Origin of the sequence: Actinosynnema sp. NPDC059797 (assembly GCF_042732085.1) — a bacterium.
In the GTDB taxonomy this organism is placed as follows: Bacteria; Actinomycetota; Actinomycetes; order Mycobacteriales; family Pseudonocardiaceae; genus Actinosynnema.
In genome coordinates this window covers 1-21,213 of the sequence record NZ_JBHWIE010000035.1, presented here as the reverse complement: position 1 = coordinate 21,213, position 21,213 = coordinate 1, and the positions used below count along the sequence as shown (strand labels likewise).

At 74.0% G+C, this 21,213-nt stretch carries 17 protein-coding genes; 9 read left to right on the top strand and 8 right to left on the bottom strand.

Going from position 1 to position 21,213, the window contains the following annotated elements:
* Positions 1-29: 29 nt before the first annotated feature.
* From ACFV4N_RS12565 to ACFV4N_RS12555, 3 genes are all read right to left on the bottom strand, one after another.
* On the bottom strand, positions 30-2,279 hold the full coding sequence (locus ACFV4N_RS12565; RefSeq protein ID WP_499672619.1) for a hypothetical protein: 2,250 nt from the start codon (positions 2,277-2,279) through the stop codon (positions 30-32).
* A 257-nt stretch (positions 2,280-2,536) separates the two neighbouring features.
* Positions 2,537-3,151: a hypothetical protein gene (locus ACFV4N_RS12560; protein ID WP_499672618.1), complete on the bottom strand. Its 615-nt coding sequence runs from the start codon at positions 3,149-3,151 to the stop codon at positions 2,537-2,539.
* Positions 3,152-3,351: 200 nt separating this feature from the next.
* Positions 3,352-4,809: an LVIVD repeat-containing protein gene (locus ACFV4N_RS12555; RefSeq protein ID WP_499672617.1), complete on the bottom strand. Its 1,458-nt coding sequence runs from the start codon at positions 4,807-4,809 to the stop codon at positions 3,352-3,354.
* 201 nt (positions 4,810-5,010) lie between these two features.
* Between ACFV4N_RS12555 and ACFV4N_RS12550 the strand changes: the two genes are divergently transcribed.
* A complete protein-coding gene (locus ACFV4N_RS12550; protein ID WP_499672616.1) occupies positions 5,011-5,634 on the top strand; it encodes a DUF305 domain-containing protein in 624 nt (207 codons plus the stop codon).
* A gap of 86 nt (positions 5,635-5,720) precedes the next feature.
* On the opposite strand, the gene ACFV4N_RS12545 is transcribed toward ACFV4N_RS12550, so the two are convergent.
* The 3 genes from ACFV4N_RS12545 to ACFV4N_RS12535 form a co-directional block, all read right to left on the bottom strand.
* The gene (locus ACFV4N_RS12545) at positions 5,721-6,653 is read right to left on the bottom strand and encodes an anti-sigma factor RsbA family regulatory protein (RefSeq protein WP_499672615.1); all 933 of its coding nucleotides are present in this window, start codon (positions 6,651-6,653) and stop codon (positions 5,721-5,723) included.
* 272 nt (positions 6,654-6,925) lie between these two features.
* Entirely contained in the window at positions 6,926-7,297 is a 372-nt protein-coding gene (locus ACFV4N_RS12540; protein ID WP_499672614.1) for a hypothetical protein, read from the bottom strand.
* 159 nt (positions 7,298-7,456) lie between these two features.
* Entirely contained in the window at positions 7,457-8,266 is an 810-nt protein-coding gene (locus tag ACFV4N_RS12535; protein ID WP_499672613.1) for an SDR family NAD(P)-dependent oxidoreductase, read from the bottom strand.
* Positions 8,267-8,366: 100 nt separating this feature from the next.
* On the opposite strand from ACFV4N_RS12535, the gene ACFV4N_RS12530 reads away from it, so the two are divergent.
* From ACFV4N_RS12530 to ACFV4N_RS12505, 6 genes are all read left to right on the top strand, one after another.
* Positions 8,367-9,320 carry a Ppx/GppA phosphatase family protein gene (locus ACFV4N_RS12530; protein ID WP_499672612.1) on the top strand — a complete coding sequence of 318 codons (954 nt, stop codon included), beginning with the start codon at positions 8,367-8,369 and terminating at the stop codon, positions 9,318-9,320.
* On the top strand, positions 9,317-9,730 hold the full coding sequence (locus ACFV4N_RS12525) for an STAS domain-containing protein (protein ID WP_344040701.1): 414 nt from the start codon (positions 9,317-9,319) through the stop codon (positions 9,728-9,730). Before ACFV4N_RS12530 ends, ACFV4N_RS12525 begins: the two co-directional genes overlap by 4 nt.
* 6 nt (positions 9,731-9,736) lie before the next feature.
* Positions 9,737-10,183, top strand: a complete 447-nt coding sequence (locus ACFV4N_RS12520) for a DUF4383 domain-containing protein (protein ID WP_499672611.1) — start codon at positions 9,737-9,739, stop codon at positions 10,181-10,183.
* A complete protein-coding gene (locus ACFV4N_RS12515) occupies positions 10,176-10,793 on the top strand; it encodes a hypothetical protein (RefSeq protein ID WP_499672610.1) in 618 nt (205 codons plus the stop codon). Before ACFV4N_RS12520 ends, ACFV4N_RS12515 begins: the two co-directional genes overlap by 8 nt.
* Before the next feature lie 126 nt (positions 10,794-10,919).
* Positions 10,920-12,488, top strand: a complete 1,569-nt coding sequence (locus ACFV4N_RS12510; RefSeq protein ID WP_499672609.1) for a S8 family peptidase — start codon at positions 10,920-10,922, stop codon at positions 12,486-12,488.
* A 127-nt stretch (positions 12,489-12,615) separates the two neighbouring features.
* On the top strand, positions 12,616-17,121 hold the full coding sequence (locus ACFV4N_RS12505) for a TIR domain-containing protein (RefSeq protein WP_499672608.1): 4,506 nt from the start codon (positions 12,616-12,618) through the stop codon (positions 17,119-17,121).
* A 27-nt stretch (positions 17,122-17,148) separates the two neighbouring features.
* Here the strand turns inward: ACFV4N_RS12505 and ACFV4N_RS12500 are convergent, their stop codons facing one another.
* Positions 17,149-18,282, bottom strand: coding sequence for a hypothetical protein (locus ACFV4N_RS12500; protein ID WP_499672607.1), 1,134 nt, complete (start codon positions 18,280-18,282; stop codon positions 17,149-17,151).
* Between the two features lie 133 nt (positions 18,283-18,415).
* Entirely contained in the window at positions 18,416-19,765 is a 1,350-nt protein-coding gene (locus ACFV4N_RS12495) for an FAD-dependent oxidoreductase (RefSeq protein WP_499672606.1), read from the bottom strand.
* A gap of 101 nt (positions 19,766-19,866) precedes the next feature.
* Between ACFV4N_RS12495 and ACFV4N_RS12490 the strand changes: the two genes are divergently transcribed.
* Positions 19,867-20,718: a helix-turn-helix domain-containing GNAT family N-acetyltransferase gene (locus ACFV4N_RS12490; protein WP_499672605.1), complete on the top strand. Its 852-nt coding sequence runs from the start codon at positions 19,867-19,869 to the stop codon at positions 20,716-20,718.
* Between the two features lie 125 nt (positions 20,719-20,843).
* The coding region (locus ACFV4N_RS12485) for a HAMP domain-containing protein (protein WP_499672604.1) at positions 20,844-21,213 on the top strand (370 nt) is incomplete at its 3' end.

Here is a 21,213-nt window from a genome sequence, read left to right as displayed (position 1 = left end):
TATAGTACGGCTACTAGTGGGGTGGCGCCTCAGACCCGGCAGGGGCTGCCGCCGGGCTCACCCGGCAGCGCTTCGACGTTCGCCCTGGCCTCGCCCAGCACCACGTCGGTCACCGGCGTGTCCAGCACCAGCGCCTGCTGCGTCACGCTGGTCGCCGTCGTGGTCGTGCTGTTGAGCCGCAGCGACCCGATCACCAGCGGGATGGTCAGCGGTGCGCTGCCGACGGCCACGTTCACCCCGTTGATCCGCAGGCTCGCGATCTGCGACGAACCGGCGAACACGGGGTTGAGCGACGCGTCGCAGGTCACCGAGGCGTTCGCCTGGATCACGCCCACCTCGATGCCGACCAGCAGCGCGGTGATCCGGGTGTGCTCCACCCGGGCCGCGGACACCGCGCCGTCACCGGGCGCCGGCGGCAGCGCGAGCAGGTCGTCCGGCGTCTGGTCCGTGCGCGCGGTCAACGCGCTGGCCTGCACGTTGAGGACGCCCGCGGGCAGGTTCACGTTCGCCACCTGCGCGAAGTCGTCCACGCACGGCACGTCCGGCGGGTTGGCCCGCGCGAGGACCACGCCGGCCAGGTCCAGCGCCGTGGCCTGGCAGGAGAAGGTGCCGGTCCGCTCGGAGGTCCGGATCCGCACGTCCGACAGCACCGGGCTCGCCCCGGACGGCGCAGCGGTCAGCGTCGCCCGCACCTCGACGTACCGGCCGACCAGCGCGAACTCCACCCCGTTGGACACCGGCGCGAACGCCTCGCCCGCCAGCCCCGCCTCGGTGTCCGAGGCCCGCGCCTCGAAGGTGATGGACGTGCCCGGCGGCACGCTGCCCTGCGGCTCGGTGTTCCAGGTGACGGTGCCCCAGGTCTGGCCCGCGACCCCGCCGTCCTGCACCACCGACCACGTGCCGACCGGCGCGGTGATCTCGCCCAGCACCGACCCGGTCATGTCGCTGTAGTTGTACGGCCCGGCGCCCGCGCCGAGGTCGACGGTCAGGTCGACCGCGCCGACCGGGAACCCGCCGCCGCCGATCGGCCCCGCGTCCGGGTCGATCCGCTGGGCGTTGTTGGAGTTGATGTTGGCGACCCACACCTTGCCGTTGGTGTCGACCGCGACGCCGGTGGGCCCGTCGCCGCCGGGCAGGGTCACGTTGCCGACGTACGTGCCGTCGGTGCGCAGGTGGCCGACCGTGGTCGTGCCGGCGTCGAGCGAGTGGGCGACCCACACGTTGCCGTCGCCGTCGACCGCGACGCCCTGCGAGCGCTGGTTGCCGTGCGGGAACGTGCCGAGGACGTTGCCCGCCGCGTCGAGCTTGACCACGACGCCGTCGTTGACCCTGGTGTGCCAGATCTCGCCGGTCCGCGGGTCCATGCCCAGGCCGTAGTCGCCGTGGGCGGTGTTCAGGCACGCGCCCGTGCCCGTGCCCGGCTCGTAGCGCAGGAGGTTGGCGCCGTACCGGGCGGACCACAGCGTGCCCGCCTGGTCCACCAGGCCGCCGTAGCCGCCGCAGCCGAAGCTGACCGGCGCGCTCAGCGGCGACCCGTCCACCCCGGAGATCTTCTGGTGCTGAGTGTTCGAACCGCCGGTCCACAGGTCGTTGTTGGCGTCCACGGCGACCGTGCGGGTGTTGGTGCCCGCGACCCGGCTGTAGGTGATCAGGCACTCGTCGGCGGCGGTCTCCACGCCGCCGTCGTCGTCGACGCCGCCCGCGTTGGTCCACGGCCGGACGTCGCCCAGGCCGCGCGAGGTGGCGATGAGGCCGTCGCCGTCGCGGTCCTGGCAGGTGTTGTAGGCGAACGGGCCCCGGAGGTAGGCGCCGGCGGGGTCGGGGAGGCCGCCGGCGTCGACCCGCGTGCCGCCCCGGATCACGCCGACCCGGGTCACCGAGCCCTGGCCGCCGCCGGCCTCGTTGCGGTTGGACAGCCAGGTGTTGCCCAGCTTGTCCACGGTGGTGCGGGAGGGGTTGCGGCCGCGGCCGTCCGGCGCGGACAGCCACTCGCCGATGATCTCGCCGGTGTCCACGTCGATGCGGATCATCGTGCCGCGCGCCGAGGCGGCGACGTTGACGTAGGGGAAGAACACGCTCTGCCGGTTGAGCTGGAGCTGGTCGTCGTTCGGCGAGTCGTGGTTGACGTCCTGGAGCACGCCCTGGTCGAAGTCGGCGTCCAGCGTGTAGAGCACGTCTTCGCCGGTCACCGGGGCGGCGACCGCCGTCACGGGTAGGCCGAGGGGGAGCAGGAGCGCCCCGACGGCCGCGATGGCGACCGGTCTTCGCGGGTGGCGCATGGGATCCGCCCTTCTGCGGTGGGAGCGGGTTGGGACATTCCCGTCACGTGACACCCGCGTGTCGACCGCGCTCCGAAGGGCGTTACCCCAGGTCATGAGGTGAGTGGGTGCGCCGGCAAAAGTAGGGGTGGGCGTTCACCCCCTTCCGCGCGGACCTCCTCCCAACGGCCCAGTGAAGCGCTCCGCGGGGTCACCGCCGACACCGGCCCGCTGCGGCGACCGGCCCAGCGGGCTGGGCCGGTCGGGGCGAACCCGCTTCACGGACGTCGCAACTTGCCGAGTTCGCGGCGTTCGTCCTCGGAAAGGGCGGAATCGGTCAGCACGCGCAATCCGCTTCCCCCGATCGGGCGACCGTCCACGGAGGTGACCCACCCGGTCGGCACGTCGGTGAACAAGGTGACCTCCGGTGATCCGGAGAAGTGGCCGTAACCCAGCACCGTCGAGCGGCCCACGCTCGGTCCGTTCAGCACCACGTAGTCCTGCGTGACCGCGCCCGGGTCGCTCGCCCACGGCACCTCCTCGCCCGGCGCCCAGCCGCCGACGCCGACGTAGCGCAGCAGGAACGTGCGGGCGTGGTGGATGGTGACCACGTACTGGTGGTCGTGGTCGGCCCGCGAGGCCGGTGGCGTGCGGGTGAAGGTCAAACCGTGGGGCGCGCCGCCCTCGCGCAGCGCGCGGGAGAACGCCGCCGGGTCGCGCCCGCCCGCGGTGATGGCCCGGGACAGGGCGCACCACGCGCCGGTGGCCGCCTGGTTGGGCAGGCGCGCGCCCGGCCAGGGGTCCTGGATCGTCAAACCGCCCCAGATGAGGCGGACGGCCGGGTCGGGCCAGGCATTCCTGCGCTCACCCCGATAAAGGATCATGTCGGGCACCGGAATACTCCTCGCGCGGAATTCGGGAGCCGGGCGGCCGGCCAATCTTACGGCCGGTTCCGCTCGGCACCCGGTGGATTCACCGCGAAGGACTACACCGCCGGTGAATGGCGCGGCACGAGGAGGGGCGCCCCCCGGGAACAGCGGAGGGGCCCCCCGGAGCGGGCCCCTCTCGGTCCGTCAGCGCCGGGGCGCCGGGGTCACCGACGCGGGAACAGGTCCCGGTAGGCGCCCTGCGTCTGCACGTTCAGCTCGCCGACGCGGATGAACTTCGCCGTCACGGTCCGCGGGTCGCGGAGGTCCAGGACGTCGAGGCCCTTGGCCATGTCGGACGAGTAGATGTGGCCGTTGTAGTAGTAGGCCGACCACGTGCCGCCGCCCGCGCCGTTGGGCAGCGGACCGCGCTCGAACCAGGCGATCTCCCGCGGGTTGCGGGTGTCGGTGAAGTCGAACACCGAGATGCCGCCCTGGTACCAGGACTGCACCATGATGTCCCGACCCTGCACCGGGATCAGCGAGCCGTTGTGCGCCACGCAGTTCTCGGTCTCGGCCTGGTGCCGCGGGATCTTGTAGTACGAGCGGAACTCCAGCTTGCGGTTGTCGCCGCGGCCGGTGATGTCGTACAGGCCGTTCGCGCCGCGCGTCGGGGCGATGGACGCCTTGCAGGTCGGCGCGCCGCCGCCGCCCAGCTCGTCGGTGAAGATCACCTTGGTGCCGGCGTTGTTGAAGGTGGCCGAGTGCCAGAACGCGAAGTTCACGTCGTCCTGCACGCGGTTGATCTCGCGCGGGTTCTCCCGGTCGGAGATGTCCCACAGCACGCCGTCACCCATGCAGGCGCCCGCCGCGAGGTCCTTCGACGGGTACACGGTGATGTCGTGGCAGCCGGACGTGGCGCGCACGTAGCCGGTCTCGATCGTGCCGTCCCGACCGGGGTTGCCGCCGTCCGGGAACACGACCTTCTCCGAGAGCAGGGACGCCTCGGTCGGCTTCTTCAGCGGGACCTTGACGATGGAGATCAGGTCGTGCGGGGGCTGGCAGTCGGGGAAGTCGGCGTTGGGGCCGTACGAGGAGACGTACAGGTAGGCGTTCTTGCCGCGCTTGTCCGGCACCAGGGTGTGGGTGTGCGAGCCGCACTTGGTCTCGACGGCCTTGACGTAGCGCGGGTTGCGCTTGTCGCTGATGTCGAAGATCTTGATGCCCTCCCACGCGGCCTTGTTGCTCGCGGGGAGGGAGGTGCTGGCGCACGAGTCGTCGCTGCGCGAGGAGTCGGTGGACAGGAACAGCAGGTTGTCCTTGACCGAGATGTCGTTCTGCGAACCCGGGCACAGCACCGCGGCGGCGACCTTGGGCTTGCGCGGGTTGCTGATGTCGTAGACGACGAAGCCGTCGTAGTTGCCCGCGAACGCGTAGTTGCCCTGGAAGGCCAGGTCGGTCCACGTGGACGAGTTGGTGAACGGCGCCGGCTTCGGCAGGTTCGCGATCAGCTTGAGGTTGCGCGTGTTGCGGATCTCGTCGACGCCGGGGATGCCGCTGTCCGGCTGCTCCTGGCTCGACAGCTGCTGCTCCGACAGGCCCGCCAGTTCGGCGTCCTCGTCGGGGGCCGCGGTCGCTTGCGGGCCCAGGGCGAGCCCGGACAGGCTCAGCGCGAAGGCCCCCAAGACCGCGATCGGCGCGCGACGGCGCCGTCTGGTCGACTCGCGTGGTTCCACTTCAGGTTCCCCTTCCAACCCAGTGCAGGGATCCGCAAATAGTGCCTGTTCGCAACGCTAAGTACCAGACCCGTTCGTCGGGATTTTCCGCCTTTTCACCCAGTGGACCACCGGGTACGTTGAGGCGACCGGCGTAGTGGGGAGTTGTGGATGCGGGTCCTGGTCATCGCGGTGCTGGCGGCCGTCCTGGCGGGCTGCACGTCCGGTGCGGAGGATCAACCGCCCATCATCGCACCCCAGGGACCCGGTGAACAGGCTCGGACGCTCTCGCCCGACGACGTCGGCACCGACCGGTGGGTCGCGCCCAGCGAGGCCGACGTGACCTACGTGGCGAAGATGATCGCGCACCACCGGCAGGCGCTGGAGATGTCCGCGCTGGCGGCCGACCGCGCCGCCGACGAGACCGTCAAGGGCCTGGCCTCGCGCATCCACGACAGCCAGGGCCCGGAGATCGCGGGCATGGAGCAGTGGCAGCGGGACTACGCCGAGGACGCGGCCGCCCACGGGCACGGCGCGGGGGTGCCGGAGGTGGACCACGCGTCCATGCCCGGCATGGCGTCGGCCGCCGACCTGGCCGCGCTGGAGGCGGCCCGCGGCGCGGACTTCGACCGCCTCTACCTGCGGCTGATGATCGCCCACCACGAGGGCGCCATCGAGATGGCCGTCGAGCTGCTGTCCTCGGGCTCCGACGTGCGGGTGGAGGAGATGGCCAACGACGTGGTCGTCACCCAGACGGACGAAATCGAGCGGATGAAGGCCCTCCAGTCCGGCTGACCACCCCGCGTGTCCTCCACCCAGGCACCGCGTGTCCTCCACTCAGGCACCGCGTGTCCTCCGGTGGGGCACCGCGCGTCCTCCGGTCAGACGGTCGGGCCCACCGGCCCCACCCAGACCCGGATCGCCGTGCCGCCCTCGCCCGTGTGCACCCGCACCAGGTCGCACAGCAGGTTCACCAGCATCACGCCGTACCCGCCGTGCGCGCTCGCGCCCGGGTTCCGCCTGCCCACCATCGGGTTGGCCAACCGCCCCGCGTCCCGCACCTCGCACACCACCACGCCGCCCTCGCGCCACAGCAGCAGCGTCCCCACGCCGCCGCCGTGCACCACGCTGTTGGTCGTCAGCTCGTTGACCGCGAGCACCAGGTCCTCCACCTGGTCGGCGGTCAGCCCGGTCTCGGACGCGAACCCCGCCACCAGCCGCCGCACCACCGACAGCTCGTCCAGGTCGAACCGGCGGACCAGCGCGTCCGCGGGCACCGCCGGCAGCGGCCGGTTGAACTCCGCCGCGGTCAGGAACGGCTCGCGGTAGGCCGTGCTCGGCCGGTGCCGCGAGTCCTCCACCACCACCGGGTGCGTCGTCTCCGCCTCCAGCACCACCGCGCGGTCCAGGCGCGCCGCGTCGTACGGGCACAGCAGCCACGCCGCCCGGTCCTCGAACGCGGTGTTGACCATGGCCTCGTGCTGCACGCACGCCGGGTACTCCAGCTCCGTCCGGCCGGGCCAGATCGCCTCGCCGATGATCCGCACCCGGGCCGCCGAGGAGTTGTCGGCGAACGCGGCCAGCACGCCCGGGATGATCCGGCCGGGGTTGCGCCCGGCGCGCCTCATGTCCAGGAACTCGACGTGGTCGGCCCGGCGGCCCAGCGCCGAGCGCAGCAGGTCGATGCCCGGTTGGGCGACCGCCACCAGGACGGGCTCGCCCGCGGCCAGGCCGTCGCACACGAACGGCACCGTGCTCGCGAGGTACTCCTCGTCATCGCGGTAGAGGAGTGCCTCGTGCACGAAATCGACCACCGGGGAACCTCCGAACGGTTGCTGGCGGGCCCTGCCCGTTCAGTATCGCGTCCCAACGGGACGGCTGAGCGGCCGGACCCACCCGCGGACGCGGTCGGCGCGGGCGGACCGCGGCTCCGGCTCGGGACCGCGGTTCACCGGGGGCGGCGGAGCCGGTCCGCGACCCGGGCGACGCCGGTCCGACCCGGCGAACCGACCACCGCCGGGGGCGGGACCCGGCACACGGTGTCCGCCCCGACCGCGCGGGGCGAGACCGGTGGCCGGGCCGCGGGTCACCCGGCGGTCAGGTTCTGCTCCACCTCGCCCGCCAGCGCCTCCAGCATCCGGGCGGGGAACTGCTCGTCCGCGCAGTCGTCCACGCTCAGCTCGGCGACGCTGGCCGCGACGCCCGACAGGGACACCCGCAGCTCGCCCCGGCAGCCGTGCCCGGACAGCGGCTCCCAGGTCAGCAGCAGGCGGTCGTAGTCGGCGGCCAGGCTCAGCTGACGCGCTTCACCCTCCTCGCGCAGGATCAGCACGTCGCCGTTGCGGCCGACGACCTGGTAGGGCTCGGGGAGCCACGAGGCCAACCGCGACGGGTCGGCGGCCGCGTTGAAGACCAGGTCGGGCAGGGCGGGGACGTCGCGTCTCGCGTGGATGGTCACGAGTGGGGGGTTACCCCGTTCGAGGGGCCGCACACCGGGGAACCCGCAGCCACGGCCCCCCGACCGGCCGACAGGCCGCCCGACAGGCCGCCCGACCCGGCGGCCGGCCCACCAGCCCGGCCGACCCCCTTCAACCGCTACGACCGGCCCCCTGCACCACTACGACTCGCCACCGCCCGGCTCGGTCATGGCGCGCATCGCCCGCGCCTTCACCGGGTCCGGCAGCACCCGGCCCGCCGCGGCCTGCGCCTTGTTCCGCAGCGACCCGGCCACCACGTGGTCCTTGCCCGCCATCAGCGCCTCGAACCCCTCCCGGGCCACCTCGGCCGGGTCGTCCTTGGGCCCGGTGGCGACCTTCGTGTCCTCCATGCCGGCGCGGCGGAAGAAATCGGTGTCCGTCGGCCCCGGCATCAGCGCGGTCACGGTCACCCCGCTGTCGCGCAGCTCCTCCCGGAGCGACTGGGAGAACGACGCCAGGAACGCCTTCGACGCCGCGTACACCGAGTGGAACGGCCCCGGCCCGGTCGCCGCGACCGACGAGGTGAACAGCACGCGACCCTCGCCGCGCTCGACCATCGGCGGCACCAGCCGCTTGGCCAGGTGCACGGCCGAGCCGATGTTCAGCTCCACGACCCGCAGGTGCGCGCGCAGGTCGCTGTCGTCGACGAAGTCGCCGCCGACGCCGACCCCGGCGTTGACCGCGAGCGCTGCCACCGGCCGCCCGACGGCCTCCACCACCGCGACCAGGTCCTCGTTGCCCTCGTAGGTGGCCAGGTCCGCCCGCACGGGGTCGACCCGCGCCCCGCCCGCGGCCAGCCGGCGCGCCGCGTCCTCCACCGCCGCGTCCTCCGCCGCCACGACCAGGTCGAACCCGTGTTCGACGAACGTCCTCGCCAGCTCCAGCCCGATGCCGCTGGACGCGCCGGTCACCACTGCCAGCGGTCGCGCCGCGCTCTCCGGTGTGCTCATAGGGGTCGACTACCCGCAGTTATGTCACCCAATCCGGTTTCACACGGTGTATTCATGGGAACTCGAAGGTTCCTGTGGGGTGAAAGAACGGCGGTGACGGATGTCCGGGAGACGTGGTCAGGTTGGGGTGCTGGACGTCGGTTGCTTCAGCGCACACCTGCTGGTCGTGGACGGTTCGCCACTGCACCCGGTGCTCTCGCACAAGACCAGGCTCCGCCTCGACCGGGCCCTCGGCCGGGACAACCGATTGGCCCCCGAAGGCGTCGAACAGGTCGTGAGCGCCGTCCGCACCGCGCGCCGCATCGCCGAACGGGCGGGCGTCGCCGGCTTCCTGCCGTACGCGACCTCGTCGATCCGCGACGCGGCCAACGCCGACGAGGTGATCGCCGAGGTCGCCCGCCGCACCGGCACGCGGCTGCGCGTGCTGCCCGGCGACGAGGAGGCGCGCCTGTCCTACGTGGCCGCGCGGCGCTGGTTCGGCTGGCAGGCCGGTCCGCTGCTGGTCCTGGACGTGGGCGGCGGCACCCTGGAGCTGGCGGCCGGCGAGGACGCCACGCCGTCGCTGGCCCGGTCGCTGCCGTTCGGCGCCCGCACCCTGACCCGCCGGCTGGCCCTCGACCTGGCCCACGAGGGCCGTTCCCGCAAGAGCCGCGAGCTGGCCCGCGTGCGCGAGGCCGTGCGCGACGCGCTGGTCGGCGTGCACCCGGCCGACCACCGCGCGGTCGGCTGCTCGAAGGTGTTCCAGCAGCTCGCGCGCCTGGCCGGGGCCCGTCCCCAGCACGAGGGCCCGTTCACTCCCCGCGCGCTGCGGCTGGCCGACCTGCGCCGCTGGATCCCGCGCCTGGCCAGCATGCCGCCGCCGAAGCGGGCCCGGCTGCCCGGCATCTCCCGGCACCGCGCCGAGCAGTCCCTGGCCGGCGCGCTGGTGGTGGAGGCGCTGATGACGGCCACCGGGCACGACCGGGTGGAGATCTGCCCCTGGTCGACCCGCGAGGGCCTGCTGCTCACCCTCGGCAACGAAGGTGACGACGACGAGATCAGCCAGGTGGCGTGAAGGGATCAACGGGGATGCTCGCGCTGTCGGTCGAGTCCCACCGGACCGGGTGCGCGGTGGTGGTGGCGACCGGTGAGCTGGACCTGGCGGGGGCGCGCCGGGTGCTCGACAAGATGGACCGCCTGATCACCGAGGGACGCGACCGGATCGTGCTGGACATGTCGGGTGTCGCGTTCTGCGGCGCGCAGGCGATGAGCGCGCTGGTCCGCACGCGGGCCAGGGCGCAGCGCGCCGGCGGGTGGCTGCGGCTGGCCGCCGTGCCGCCGCACGTGCGCCGGGTTTTCGAGCGCACCGACCTCGACCGGTTGTTCCCGCGTTACCCGGACGTGGGATCAGCGGCAACCGGTCGTGTAGTTTCCGGCCCCGACCACCGGGTAGTCGAGCGGAAACCACCCTCCCAAGCGAGGTGATCCGCAATGAGCACCACCACCACGACGCGCGTGCCGCACCCGGTGCGCGCGGCGGCGATGGCGGTCGCGGTCGTGTTCCTGCTGGTCGGCGTGCTGGGGTTCGTGCCGGGCATCACCGCGCACCTGGACCGGATCTCGTTCGCGGGTCCGGGCTCGGGCGCGCACCTGCTCGGCGTGTTCCACGTGTCCGTGCTGCACAACCTGGTGCACCTGCTGTTCGGCGCGGCCGGCCTGCTGCTGGCCCGCACGGTGTCCTCCGCCCGGTCGTTCCTGATCGGCGGCGGCGCCGTCTACCTGGTGCTGTGGCTGTACGGGCTGCTGGTCGACAAGGGGAGCGCGGCCAACTTCGCGCCGTTCAACACCGCTGACGACTGGCTGCACCTGGGCCTGGGCGTCGGCATGATCGCACTGGCGTTGGGCCTCAAGGGCAACCCCAACGCCCGCAGTGCCTGAGGTCGTGGCGTCCGCGTTCCGCGCGCTGGCAGGCGCGCGCGGCGCGCGGGCGTTCCACCCGCGAGGCCGGTGGTTCGCCGGCACCCTGACCACGACGTTCGACCCCGCGCTCCCGCTGCCGACGGGGCGCACCGAGGTCCTGGGCAGGCTGTCCAAGGGCGCGGGCACCCCCGGTGGCGTGCCCGACGTGCTCGGGCTGGCCTTCCGGCTGCCCGGCCCGTGGGACGTGCTGCTGTCCACCTCGTTCGCCCGCGTGCTGCCCCGGCCCGCGCGGACCTGGTCGAGCGCCCGCTACGGCAGCATCACGCCGTTCCGCTGGCGCGGCGCGCTGGTGTGGCTGGCCGCCGTGCCCGACCCCGGGCAGGCCGGGTCGGCGGCGCTGGACGACCTGCCCGGCGAACTGGGGTTCACCCTGGAGGTGGGCCCGCCCTGGCGGCCGGTCGGGCGGCTGGTGGCGCGCCCGCTGCCGACCGACGACGAACAGCCGCCGCTGGACCCGGTCCGCAACCGGCCACCGGGCCTGGACCTGGCGCCCGCCCTGCTGGCGAGGCTCCGGGAACGCGCCTACCGCGGCAGCAGACGCGGTCGCCCGGCCGAACAAGACCCGTGAGTTTGCGTAGCCCTACGTATGACCACCCGGATTGTTCGCGCCCCCTCACCAGTCGAAGGTGGGTGCCACGTGGCCGCCGGACTTCACCTTCCCTGCCAGGCGGCCGAGTGGAACGGAGAACCACCGATGCGACACGACCGCTCGACCCGGCGACGGGTCGTCACCGCCTGCCTGGCGTCGGCAGCGCTGCTGCTCGCGGGCGTCGGCTACGGTTACGCGGCCGGCCAACCCGAGGGCGAGATCCTCGGCGTCGGCAAGCCCGGCGCGGTGAAGGACAGCTACATCGTCGTGCTGCGCGCCGACGCGATGACCGCGCAGCAGACCCAGCTCCAGGCCGACGACCTGGCCCACCGCTACGGCGGCCGGGTCAAGCTCACCTACACCGCCACCGTGCGCGGCTTCTCGGTCACCATGGACGAGGCGCGGGCCCGCGAGCTCGCCGCCGACCCGGCCGTGGCGTACGTCGAGCAGGACGCCGTCGCGCACGCCACCGCCACCCAGGACAACCCGACGTGGGGCCTGGACCGGGTCGACCAGAAGAACCCGCCGCTGGACTCGAAGTACAACTACGCCAACACGGCCGCCAACGTGACCGCGTACGTCATCGACACCGGCATCCACAAGGCGCACGCCGACTTCGGCGGCCGGGCGGGCGACGGCCGCGACTTCATCGACGACGACGCGGTGGCGCAGGACTGCCACGGGCACGGCACGCACGTCGCCGGCACCATCGGCTCGAACACCTACGGCGTGGCCAAGGGCGTGAAGCTGGTGGGCGTCCGGGTGCTCAACTGCCAGGGCTCCGGGCAGTGGTCGCAGATCATCGGCGGCGTGGACTGGGTCGCGCGGAACGCGGTCAAGCCCGCGGTGGCCAACCTCAGCCTCGGCGGCTCCGCGGACACCACCGTGGACAACGCCATCAAGCAGCTCGTCGCCTCCGGCGTCACCACCGCGGTCGCCTCCGGCAACGACAACCGCGACGCGTGCAGCACCTCGCCCGCCCGCACGCCCGAGGCGATCACGGCCAACGCGATCGACAGCTCCGACAACCGCTCCTCGTTCTCCAACTACGGCACCTGCACCGACATCTTCGCGCCGGGCACCGGGATCACCTCCACCTGGCACACCGGGAACACCAACACCATCAGCGGCACCTCGATGGCCTCGCCGCACGTGGCGGGCGCGGCGGCGCTGTACCTGTCGGCCAACGCGTCGGCCACGCCGGCGCAGGTGGTCGAGGCCCTGACCGACAACGCCACCGCGGGCGTGGTCAAGAACGCGGGTTCGGGTTCGCCGGACAAGTTGCTGTACACGGGATTCATCGGCGGCGACCCGAACCCGCCCACCTGCTCGGGCGGGTCCAACACGGAGGACGTGGCGATCCCCGACGCGGGCGCGGCGGTGACCTCCGCCATCCCGGTCACCGGCTGCTCCGGCGCGGGCACCGCGGCCACCAAGGTCAAGGTGGACATCGCGCACACCTACACCGCGGACCTGGCGATCGACCTGGTCGCACCGGGCGGCAAGGCGTACGCGCTGCGCCGGTCCGGCGGCGTCGGCTCGTCGCACGGCATCCACGAGACCTTCACCCTGGACACCTCCGCGGAGACGAAGAACGGCACGTGGAAGCTCCAGGTGAAGGACGTCTACACCTACGACACCGGGACGATCGAGGGCTGGACCCTCACGTTCTGACCTCCTGATCGGCACCCGCGGCGCGCGTCCTCCTCTCCCGCGCGCCGCGAGTGCGCCCACGCGCGCGCTCCGTCGAAGGCCGGGGCACCACCTCCTGAAGGGGTTCCCGGGCTCTAGCATCGAGGGGGTGTTACGCGAACCCGCCACCACGCTCCGGGGCGCCCTGCGCGTCCTCGGCCAGGGGGACCCGGACTGGTTGGCGCAGGTCGACGGCCTGCTCGGAGGCGCGCTGACGACCGGTTCCACCGGTTCGAGGGCGCTGCGGGCCTGGCTGGAGCCGGACGGCGAGGTGCCCGTGCTCGTCGCCGCGGCCCTGACCCGGTCACCCGTCCGCCGGGACGTCGCGCACACCCTGCTCCTGTGCTCGGCGCTCTTCGCCCGCGCGCGGCGCGAGCCGGGGGGAACGCCCGCCGGGCGCCCCGGGGACGAGGTGCCCGCGTCGAGCCTCTACGCCGCCGAGGTACCCGCGCGGTCGGCGATGGGCGGCCCTCACGTCGCCCCGTGGCTCAGGAAACAGGGCGCGCTGGTCTGCGGCGCCCCGCCCTCCGGGACCTTCGCCGACGACGTGCTGGCCGGCTACCGCGAGACGTGGCTGGAGCTGGTCGGCGTCGACTACGTGCGCCCCCGCGTCCGGAAGGCGCGGGCGACGCGGGGCGCGCGGCTGTCCGACGAGCGGTGGTGGTCGGCCGAGACCGAGGTCGAGGACGACGTGGAGCTGTTCATCACCCGGCACCTCGACACGGCCGAAGCCACCAGGCGCCCGCTCCTCGTGGTGGGCGGCCCCGGGATGGGCAAGACCGCCCTCCTGGACCAGCTCGTCGCCACGCTGCCCGCCGTCGAGCGGACGGACTTGCCGATCGACCGGTCGCTGCCCCTCCGCGCGGATGGCACGCCCTCGGTGCTCCTGCTCGACGGCTTGGAGAACGTGCTGGCGGACCGCGCGGAGTACCTGCTGGAGCTGGCCGACTACCAGCAGTACCAGGCTCAGCGTGGCCGGCCGGTGGCGGTGGTGGTCACCGCCCGCCTGTCGGCGCTGGACCGGGCGGACGTCCCGGTGGGCATCCGGGTGGTCAAGCTCGAACCGTTCGACGACGAGCGGGTCCGCGCGTGGGTCGAGGCGTGGAACGAGGCCGTCGCCGGGACCGATCGGCGGCCGGTGGACCCGGCGGACGCGATCGCCCGGGGCGAGCCGGCCCGCGAGCCGCTGTCGCTGCGGTTGATCGCCGAGCACGGCGCTGCCGTCGGCGGCCTGACCCGGGCCGACCTCGTCCGCCGGGCGATCGGGCGGGGGTGGCGGCACGCCGTGGCCGATGACTACTGGGCGGCCATGCACCTGGTGGACAGGTACGACGACGCCACGGGGTTGTCGCACCGGTCGCTGGCGACCCGCCCCCTGGTCTTCGAGTTCGTGGCCGAGCTGGTCGCGGAGAAGCCCGAGGCGGAGCGCCGCCGCTTCCTGGTGGAGGTGGACCACCACCTCAACAGGCGCGCCAACCGGCTGGCCGCGTACTCGGCGAACCTGGTCCTGGCCAAGCTGCACGCGGCGGGTCCGGGCGCCACCCACGGCTCGGCAGCCGATCTGGTGCCCTGGTGGAAGGAGCAGCTGAGCGCCGACGACTACCGCGCCACGATGTCGCTGCTCGTCCTGAACGGCGACGTGCTCAGCCTGCGCGCGGACCTCTCGGCCTCACCCGCTCGGCACCCGGTCGAGTTCGTGCACCGGGACCTGGTCGCCGGTTCGGGCCTGGTCGGGCGGGTCACCTGGTCGGCGGACGGTTCCTTCCTCACCGCCAACTGCGACGGCCGTCCGGTCTTCTGGCGGACCGGTCCCGGCGAAGAGCCGAGGTTGGTCCACACCGAGGCGCCGAGCACGACCGACGTGGCCTGGCACCCGACGACCACCCGGGTCGCGGTCGTGCGACGGCACCGGCGGGTCGACCTCGTCGCCCCCGGTGAGGGGACGCCGCGACCTCTGTGCGGGGCGACCCGCGGCAGCCGCCTGGGCTGGTCGCCGGACGGCCGCGAGATCGCCGTGCTGGACCACTCCGAGCTGCGGCTCGTCGACGCCGCCACCGGACGCCCGAGCCGCTCCGTCCCGCTGCACCGCTTCCTCCCCCAGAAGGGGACGTACCTCCTGCGCCCCCGGTGGACGGCGGAGGGCCGGTTCATCGTGATCTCCAACGGCCAGGTCGTGCACCTGCTGGACTCGCGGAGCCTGGCACCCCGGTGGCGCGCCCGGGTCGGCGGCGAGGTGATGGACCTCGCCGCCCGCGACGAGAACGACGTCGTGGCCGCCGGCTCCTCGCCCGACGGCCACGGCGTGCAGCTCCACCAGGTGTCGACCAACACCGTGCTCGCCGTCCTGGAGGGGCACACGAAGCAGGTGATGTGCGTCAGGTTCTCGCCGGACGGCCAGTACCTGGCCTCGTCGTCCACCGACAACACCGTCCGGATCTGGCGTCGCCGCGACCTGGCGTGCGTGGCCGTCCTGCCCCGGGAGCACATCGGTCGCCGGGGCGGACTCGCCTTCCACCCGACCGAACCGCTGCTGGCGGTCAAGGACGGCAACCGGGTGGACGTGGTCCGCCTGCGCACCGACCTGCTCGGCCGGGCCGACGCGACCGACCAGGTGCGCCGCTACGCCAACGCCAAGGTCGTGCTGGTGGGCGACACCGGGGTCGGCAAGTCCGGTCTCGGGCTCGTGCTCAGCGGCCGGCCCTACGAGCCGACCTCCTCCACGCACGGCCGCCGGGTGTGGACCTTCGAGCGCGCCCACTCCCACACGCCCGAGGGCGAGGCGCACACCCGCGAGATCCTGCTGTGGGACCTGGCGGGCCAGCCGGGTTACCGGATCGTGCACCAGTTGCACCTCAACGAGGTGGCGGTGGCGCTGGTGGTGTTCGACGCGCGCGGCGAGACCGACCCGTTCGCCGGGGTCCGCCACTGGCAGCGGGCGTTGGAGCAGGCCCGGCGGCTCGACGGGGCCACGGCGGCGCGCCCGCGCACCTACCTGGTGGCCGCGCGGGTCGACCGGGGCGGGATCGCGGTCGGCAGGCGGCGGATCGACGAGGTCGTGGCGTCGCTGGGCTTCGACGGCTACCTGGAGACCAGCGCCAAGGAGGGCTGGGGCGTCGAGGAGCTGGCCCGCGCGATCCGCGACGGCATCGACTGGGAGTCGGTGCCGGTGGTCGGGTCGAGCGCCCTGTTCGAGGCGATCAGGGAGTTCGTGCTGGAGGAGAAGCGGCAGGGCCGGGTGCTGTCCACGGTCGACGACCTGTGGCACGGCTTCCGCCGGGTCCGGGGTGGCGCGCCGGAGGCGTCGGCGGACCACTTCTCCACCTGCCTGGGGCGGCTGGAGAGCGTCGGCCTGGTCCGGCGGATGGCGTTCGGCGACCACGTGCTGCTCCAGCCCGAGCTGCTGGACGCCTACGCGTCGGCGCTGGTCCAAGCGGCCCGCGAGGAGCCGGACGGGCTCGGGTTCGTGCCGGAGGACGCCGCGCTGGAGGGCCGGTTCCGGATGTCCGGGGACGAGCGGCTGGGCAACCGGCAGCAGGAGCGGGTCCTGCTCGTGACGGTGGTGCGGGAGCTGCTGCGCCGGGAGATCGCGCTCAAGGAGGTCACCGACCGGCAGGTCGACCTGATCTTCCCGTCCCAGTTCACCCGGCAGCGGCCCGACGCGCCGCGCGTCCCGGGCGAGGACGTGGTGTTCGCGTTCTCCGGGCGGCTCCACTCGGTCTACGCGACGCTCGCGGTCCGGCTGTCCCACTCCCGGCTGTTCCGGCGGGACGGGATGTGGCACAACACGGCCACCTACGCGGCCCTGGCCGGCGGCACGTGCGGCATCGCGCTGCGCGAGACCGGCGAGGGTCGGGGCGAGCTGGTCGTGTTCCACGAGGGGCCGGTCGAGCCGGTGGTGCGCACGCAGTTCGAGACCTACGTGGTGGAGCACCTGACCGCGCGCGCCGTCGAGGGCACGGTGGAGGCGCGGCGGGTGCGGGCGTGCCGCGTCTGCCGCTACGCGATCCCCGACGAGGTCGTGCGGGGCCGGCTCGCCAGGGGCGCGACCACCGTCCGCTGCCCGATGTGCGACGAGGGCGTGGTTGGCCTGGTGGACGAGCAGGTCGGCGACGTCCGGTCCGCGGTGGTCGAGATGAACGCCAGCGCCGACGAGCAGCGGGACCGGGACGTGGCGGCGACCGCGGTCAGGGGCAAGCGGGACGCCGGCGACTACGACGTGTTCCTCTGCCACAACACCCGGGACAAGCCGCGCGTGCTCGAACTGGCCGCGCGGCTCGAAGCGCGCGGCATCCTGCCGTGGCTGGACCTCCGCGACATCAGGCCGGGTGCCCGGTGGCAGCAGGAGATGGCCAAGGGCATCGAGGTGAGCCGGTCGGCGGCGGTGCTGGTCGGCCCGGCGGGGCGCGGCCCGTGGCACGACGCCGAGATGGAGCTGATCCGGGACCGGTTCGTGCGCAGCGGCAGGCCGGTCATCCCGGTGATCCTCGACGGCACCGAAGGCGACCCGGAGCTGCCGGACTTCCTGGCGCTGTGGCACACCGTCGACCTGCGGGTGGCCGATCCCGACCCGATCGACCAGCTCGTGTGGGGCATCACCGGCGAACCGCCGCGCTGAGCGCGCGCACCTCCTGACCGGCCGCGCTCAGCGCCGGCGGCCGAACGCGCCGCGCAACTGGGCCCGGACCCGGCGACCGGCCAGCCGCACCGGGTCGAGCACCGACCGGCGCACCCAGCGGGCCGGCTCGACCACCGCGACCCGCCACACCCAGCGGGCGGGCGCCACCACCGCGGCCCGCCACACCTGCCGGAGCGCCCGGCCGACCGGTGCGAGCACCGCGCGGTGGAGGTACCGCGCGGGGACGACGACCACGACGACGACCACGCGGCGCAGCAGCCGGCCCAGCGCCGCGAACACCCGCTTGACTCGGACGAACGCCCACCCCAGCGCGTCGAAGAAGAGCCGGAGCAGCGCCCACAGCCCGCGGCCGAGCCACCGGACCGGCCGCACGACCAGGTTCCGCCACAGCCACCGCGTCGGCCGCACGACGGCGTTCCGCCACAGCCACCGGCCCGGGACCACGACGGCGTTCCGCCACAGCCACCGCAGCGGGACCGCCACCAGCGCCCGCAGGCACCACGCCAACGGCCTGCCCACCGCCCTCAGCGCACGACCGAGGTAGTCGCCCACGGGGATGCCACCCAGGCGGCGCAGCAGCCGGCCCGCCGGCGCCCACAGGCGGTCGAGCACCGCGCCGACCGCCTCGAACACGCGGCGCAGGCCCCGTCCGACCCCGCCGAACACGGCTCGCAACCCCCGGCCGACCCAGCCGAACACCGCCCGCACACCCCGCCCGACCGGCACGAACACGGCGCGCAGGCCGCGCCCCGTCCAGTCGAGCACCGCCCGCGCGCCCCGCCCCGTCCAACCGAGCACGCGCCACACGCCCCGCCCGGCCCAACCGAGCACCGCCCGCAGCCCCCGGCCCACCGGCACGAGCACCGCGCGCAGGGCCCGCCGGACCCCGTCGGCCAGCCACCGCAGCCCCCGGCCCACCGGCGCGACGAGCCACCGCCGCAGGAACCTCGCCACCGCGCCGCCCGAGCGCCGGATCCGCCCGGCGACCGCCCGCAGGGGCCGCAGCACCGCCCGCCCGACCGCCTTGAGCCAAGCCCACGCCAGCGTCACCGGCACCACGACCGCCACGGCGACGACGCGCGCCACCCACACCGCCCACCTCGGCGGCTGCGGCTCGTCCTCGGGGTCCACGCTCGTCATGGCCACACCAACGTCATGACCACACCGACGCGGCGCGACCCGTCCCGGTTTCACCGCCGCGGCCCGGTGTCGGCGACCGCGCACCGGGCCGCCGGCGGTCGCGCGGACGCGGCCGAGGCGCCCGCCAGTGCCCTCAGGACGTGCGCGGCGGGTCGAGCGGCACGCGCCGGGCGGTCGGGGCCGTCAGCGCCAGGTCCGCCACGGCGGGCTCACCGCAGCACCCGCCGGAGGTCTCCTCGGGCACGTCGAACACGCCCGAGCCGCCGCACACGCCGGTCTCGGGCAGGACCAGCTCGACCCTGCCCGCGGCCTCGTGGTCGCCGGCGATCTCGGCGACGACGCTGCGGACCTGCTCGTAGCCGGTCAGGGCGAGGAACGTGGGCGCGCGGCCGTAGCTCTTCATGCCCACCAGGTAGACACCCGGCTCGGGCTGGCGCAGCTCGGCGGCGCCGTGGGGGTAGACGGTGCCGCAGGAGTGGACGTTGGGGTCGATCAGCGGCGCCAGCCTCGTCGGCGCCCCCAGCACCGGGTCCAGGTCGAGCCGGACCTCCGACAGCCACGAGTGGTCGGGGCGGAACCCGGTCAGCGCCACTACCTCGTCCACGGGGTCGAGCCGGCGGCCGTCCTGCGACCGGATCACCAGCCGCCCGCCGTCCCGCTCGACGGCCGCGGTGCGGAAACCGGTGGTCACGTCGACGTGCCCGGCCCGCACGGCGGCCCGCGCCGCGAGTCCCAGTGCGCCCCGGGCGGGGAGCTGGTCGGCCTCGCCGCCGCCGAAGGCGTTGCCCACGGCGCCGCGCCGCAGCAGCCAGGTGAGGTGCGTGCCGGGGTGCCGCTGTGCCAGGTCGGCGAGCGCGACCAGCGCGGTGAGCGCCGAGTGCCCGCTGCCCGCGACCGCGATGCGCCTGCCCGCGTACCGCTCGGCCTCCACCGCCAGGTCGGGCACGCGGTAGGCGATCCGGTCGGCGGCGGCGCGTTCGCCGACGGCGGGCAGGCCGTCGCCGCCCAGCGGGTTGGGCGAGCCCCACGTGCCGGAGGCGTCAACGACGGCGCGGGCGGGAATCCGTTCCTCGCCGGCGGCGGTCTGCACGTGCACGGTCAGCGGCTCGTCGTCCCGGCCGGCGTCCACGACCCGGTCGCGGCCCCGGCGCGCCACGCCCACCACCCGCGCGCCGAACCGGACGTGCCCGCCCAGCGCGTCCGCCAGCGGCGCCAGGTACCGCGACGCCCACTCCGCCCCGGTCGGGTAGCCGGTCGGGGCGGGAGCGGTCCACCCCGTGGTGCCCAGCAGCCGCCGCGCGGCCGGGTCGACCAGCTCCGACCAGGCCGAGAACAGCCGCACGTGGTGCCACCGAGCCACCGCCGCGCCCGCCTGGGGCCCTGCTTCCAGCACCAACGGCCGCAAACCCCGTTCGAGGAGGTGCGCCGCCGCTGCCAGGCCGATCGGTCCCGCACCGACCACGACCACCGGGAATCCGTCCACGAGCCACCTCTTTCATCGTCACTCTTCGATCGAGTGGGGAGGAATCTATCGACTATCCTCGATGGAATCAACTATCGATCCCAGTCGATAGACTGGCCGTCATGACGACGACGACGCGGCCGGTGGGGCTCCCGCCCGAGGAGGCCGCCACCTACGCCGACTGGTTCGCCTGCCTGGCCGACCCGACGCGCGTGCGGCTGCTGCACACCGTCGCCACCCACCCCGGCGAGATCACCGTGGGCGCGCTGACCGAGGCACTGGGCATCAGCCAGTCCACCTGCTCCCACCACCTGCGCAAGCTCGCCGACACCGGCTTCGTCCGGCTGCGCAAGGAGGGCACCGCCACCCTGGTCTCGGTCAACCCGGCCTGCTGCACCGGCCTGCCGCACGCCGCCGACGCGGTCATGGGCACGATCGTCACCCGCCCGTGCTGCCCCACCGACCTGCCAGGCGACGTGACCGTGCGCGCCATGACCGACGGTGACTGGTCGGACGTGCGGCGCATCTACGGCGAGGGCATCGCCACCGGCAACGCCACCTTCGAGACCGAGACCCCCGGCCGCCGCACCCTCGACGCCAAGTGGCTCCCCGGGCACCGCTGGGTCGCCGAGGTCGACGGCCGCGTCGCCGGCTGGGCCGCCGCCACCCCCGTCTCCACCCGCGAGTGCTACGCCGGCGTCGCCGAGACCTCCGTCTACGTGGGGGAGGGGTTCCGCGGCCGCGGCGTCGGGAAAGCGTTGCTGCACAAGCAGGTCACCGCCGCCGACGAGGCCGGGCTCTGGACCCTGCAGACCGCGATCTTCCCCGAGAACCGCGCGAGCATCGCCCTGCACCACTCCGCCGGCTTCCGCACCGTCGGCGTCCGCGAACGCATCGCCCGACACCACGGCGCCTGGCGCGACACCGCCCTGCTCGAACGCCGCGCGGAATCCCGCACGACCACCGCCCGCTGACACCGGTCGCCCGCCCGCCGCACCGGTCACGGCGTGTACCGTGACGCCGATGACAGGCGCCCGTTCAACCACGAGCGGGCGCCTGTCGCTGCTCTGCGCTGGAAGTCGCGAGGAACGAGGGTGGCATGGCTGAGACGACGGCCAAGGGGACCGCGGTCGCCAGGCGGAACACCGGCAAGGCGGCGCCGGTGGACCAGCCCGAGCTGCGGCAGCTCCTCGCCGGGCTGACCGCGGTCCGCGACGGCGACTTCGGCACGCGGCTCCCCGACGACGCGGACGGCCTGCTCGGCGAGATCGCCACCGTCTTCAACGGCATGGTGGACCAGCTCTCGCTGTTCACCTCCGAGGTGACGCGCGTGGCGCGGGAGGTCGGCACGGACGGCCGGCTGGGCGGCCAGGCCGAAGTGCCCGGCGTCTCGGGCACCTGGAAGGACCTCACCGAGTCGGTGAACGCCATGGCGGGCAACCTGACCAGGATTTTGGGAGTGTTGTTGT

Coding starts and splice junctions, on each gene's coding strand:
- ACFV4N_RS12565 (WP_499672619.1), bottom strand. CDS start 2,279: ATGCGCCACCCGCGAAGACCGGTCGCCATCGCGGCCGTCGGGGCGCTC.
- ACFV4N_RS12550 (WP_499672616.1), top strand. CDS start 5,011: ATGCGGGTCCTGGTCATCGCGGTGCTGGCGGCCGTCCTGGCGGGCTGC.
- ACFV4N_RS12535 (WP_499672613.1), bottom strand. CDS start 8,266: ATGAGCACACCGGAGAGCGCGGCGCGACCGCTGGCAGTGGTGACCGGC.
- ACFV4N_RS12530 (WP_499672612.1), top strand. CDS start 8,367: ATGTCCGGGAGACGTGGTCAGGTTGGGGTGCTGGACGTCGGTTGCTTC.
- ACFV4N_RS12520 (WP_499672611.1), top strand. CDS start 9,737: ATGAGCACCACCACCACGACGCGCGTGCCGCACCCGGTGCGCGCGGCG.
- ACFV4N_RS12510 (WP_499672609.1), top strand. CDS start 10,920: ATGCGACACGACCGCTCGACCCGGCGACGGGTCGTCACCGCCTGCCTG.
- ACFV4N_RS12500 (WP_499672607.1), bottom strand. CDS start 18,282: ATGACGAGCGTGGACCCCGAGGACGAGCCGCAGCCGCCGAGGTGGGCG.
- ACFV4N_RS12490 (WP_499672605.1), top strand. CDS start 19,867: ATGACGACGACGACGCGGCCGGTGGGGCTCCCGCCCGAGGAGGCCGCC.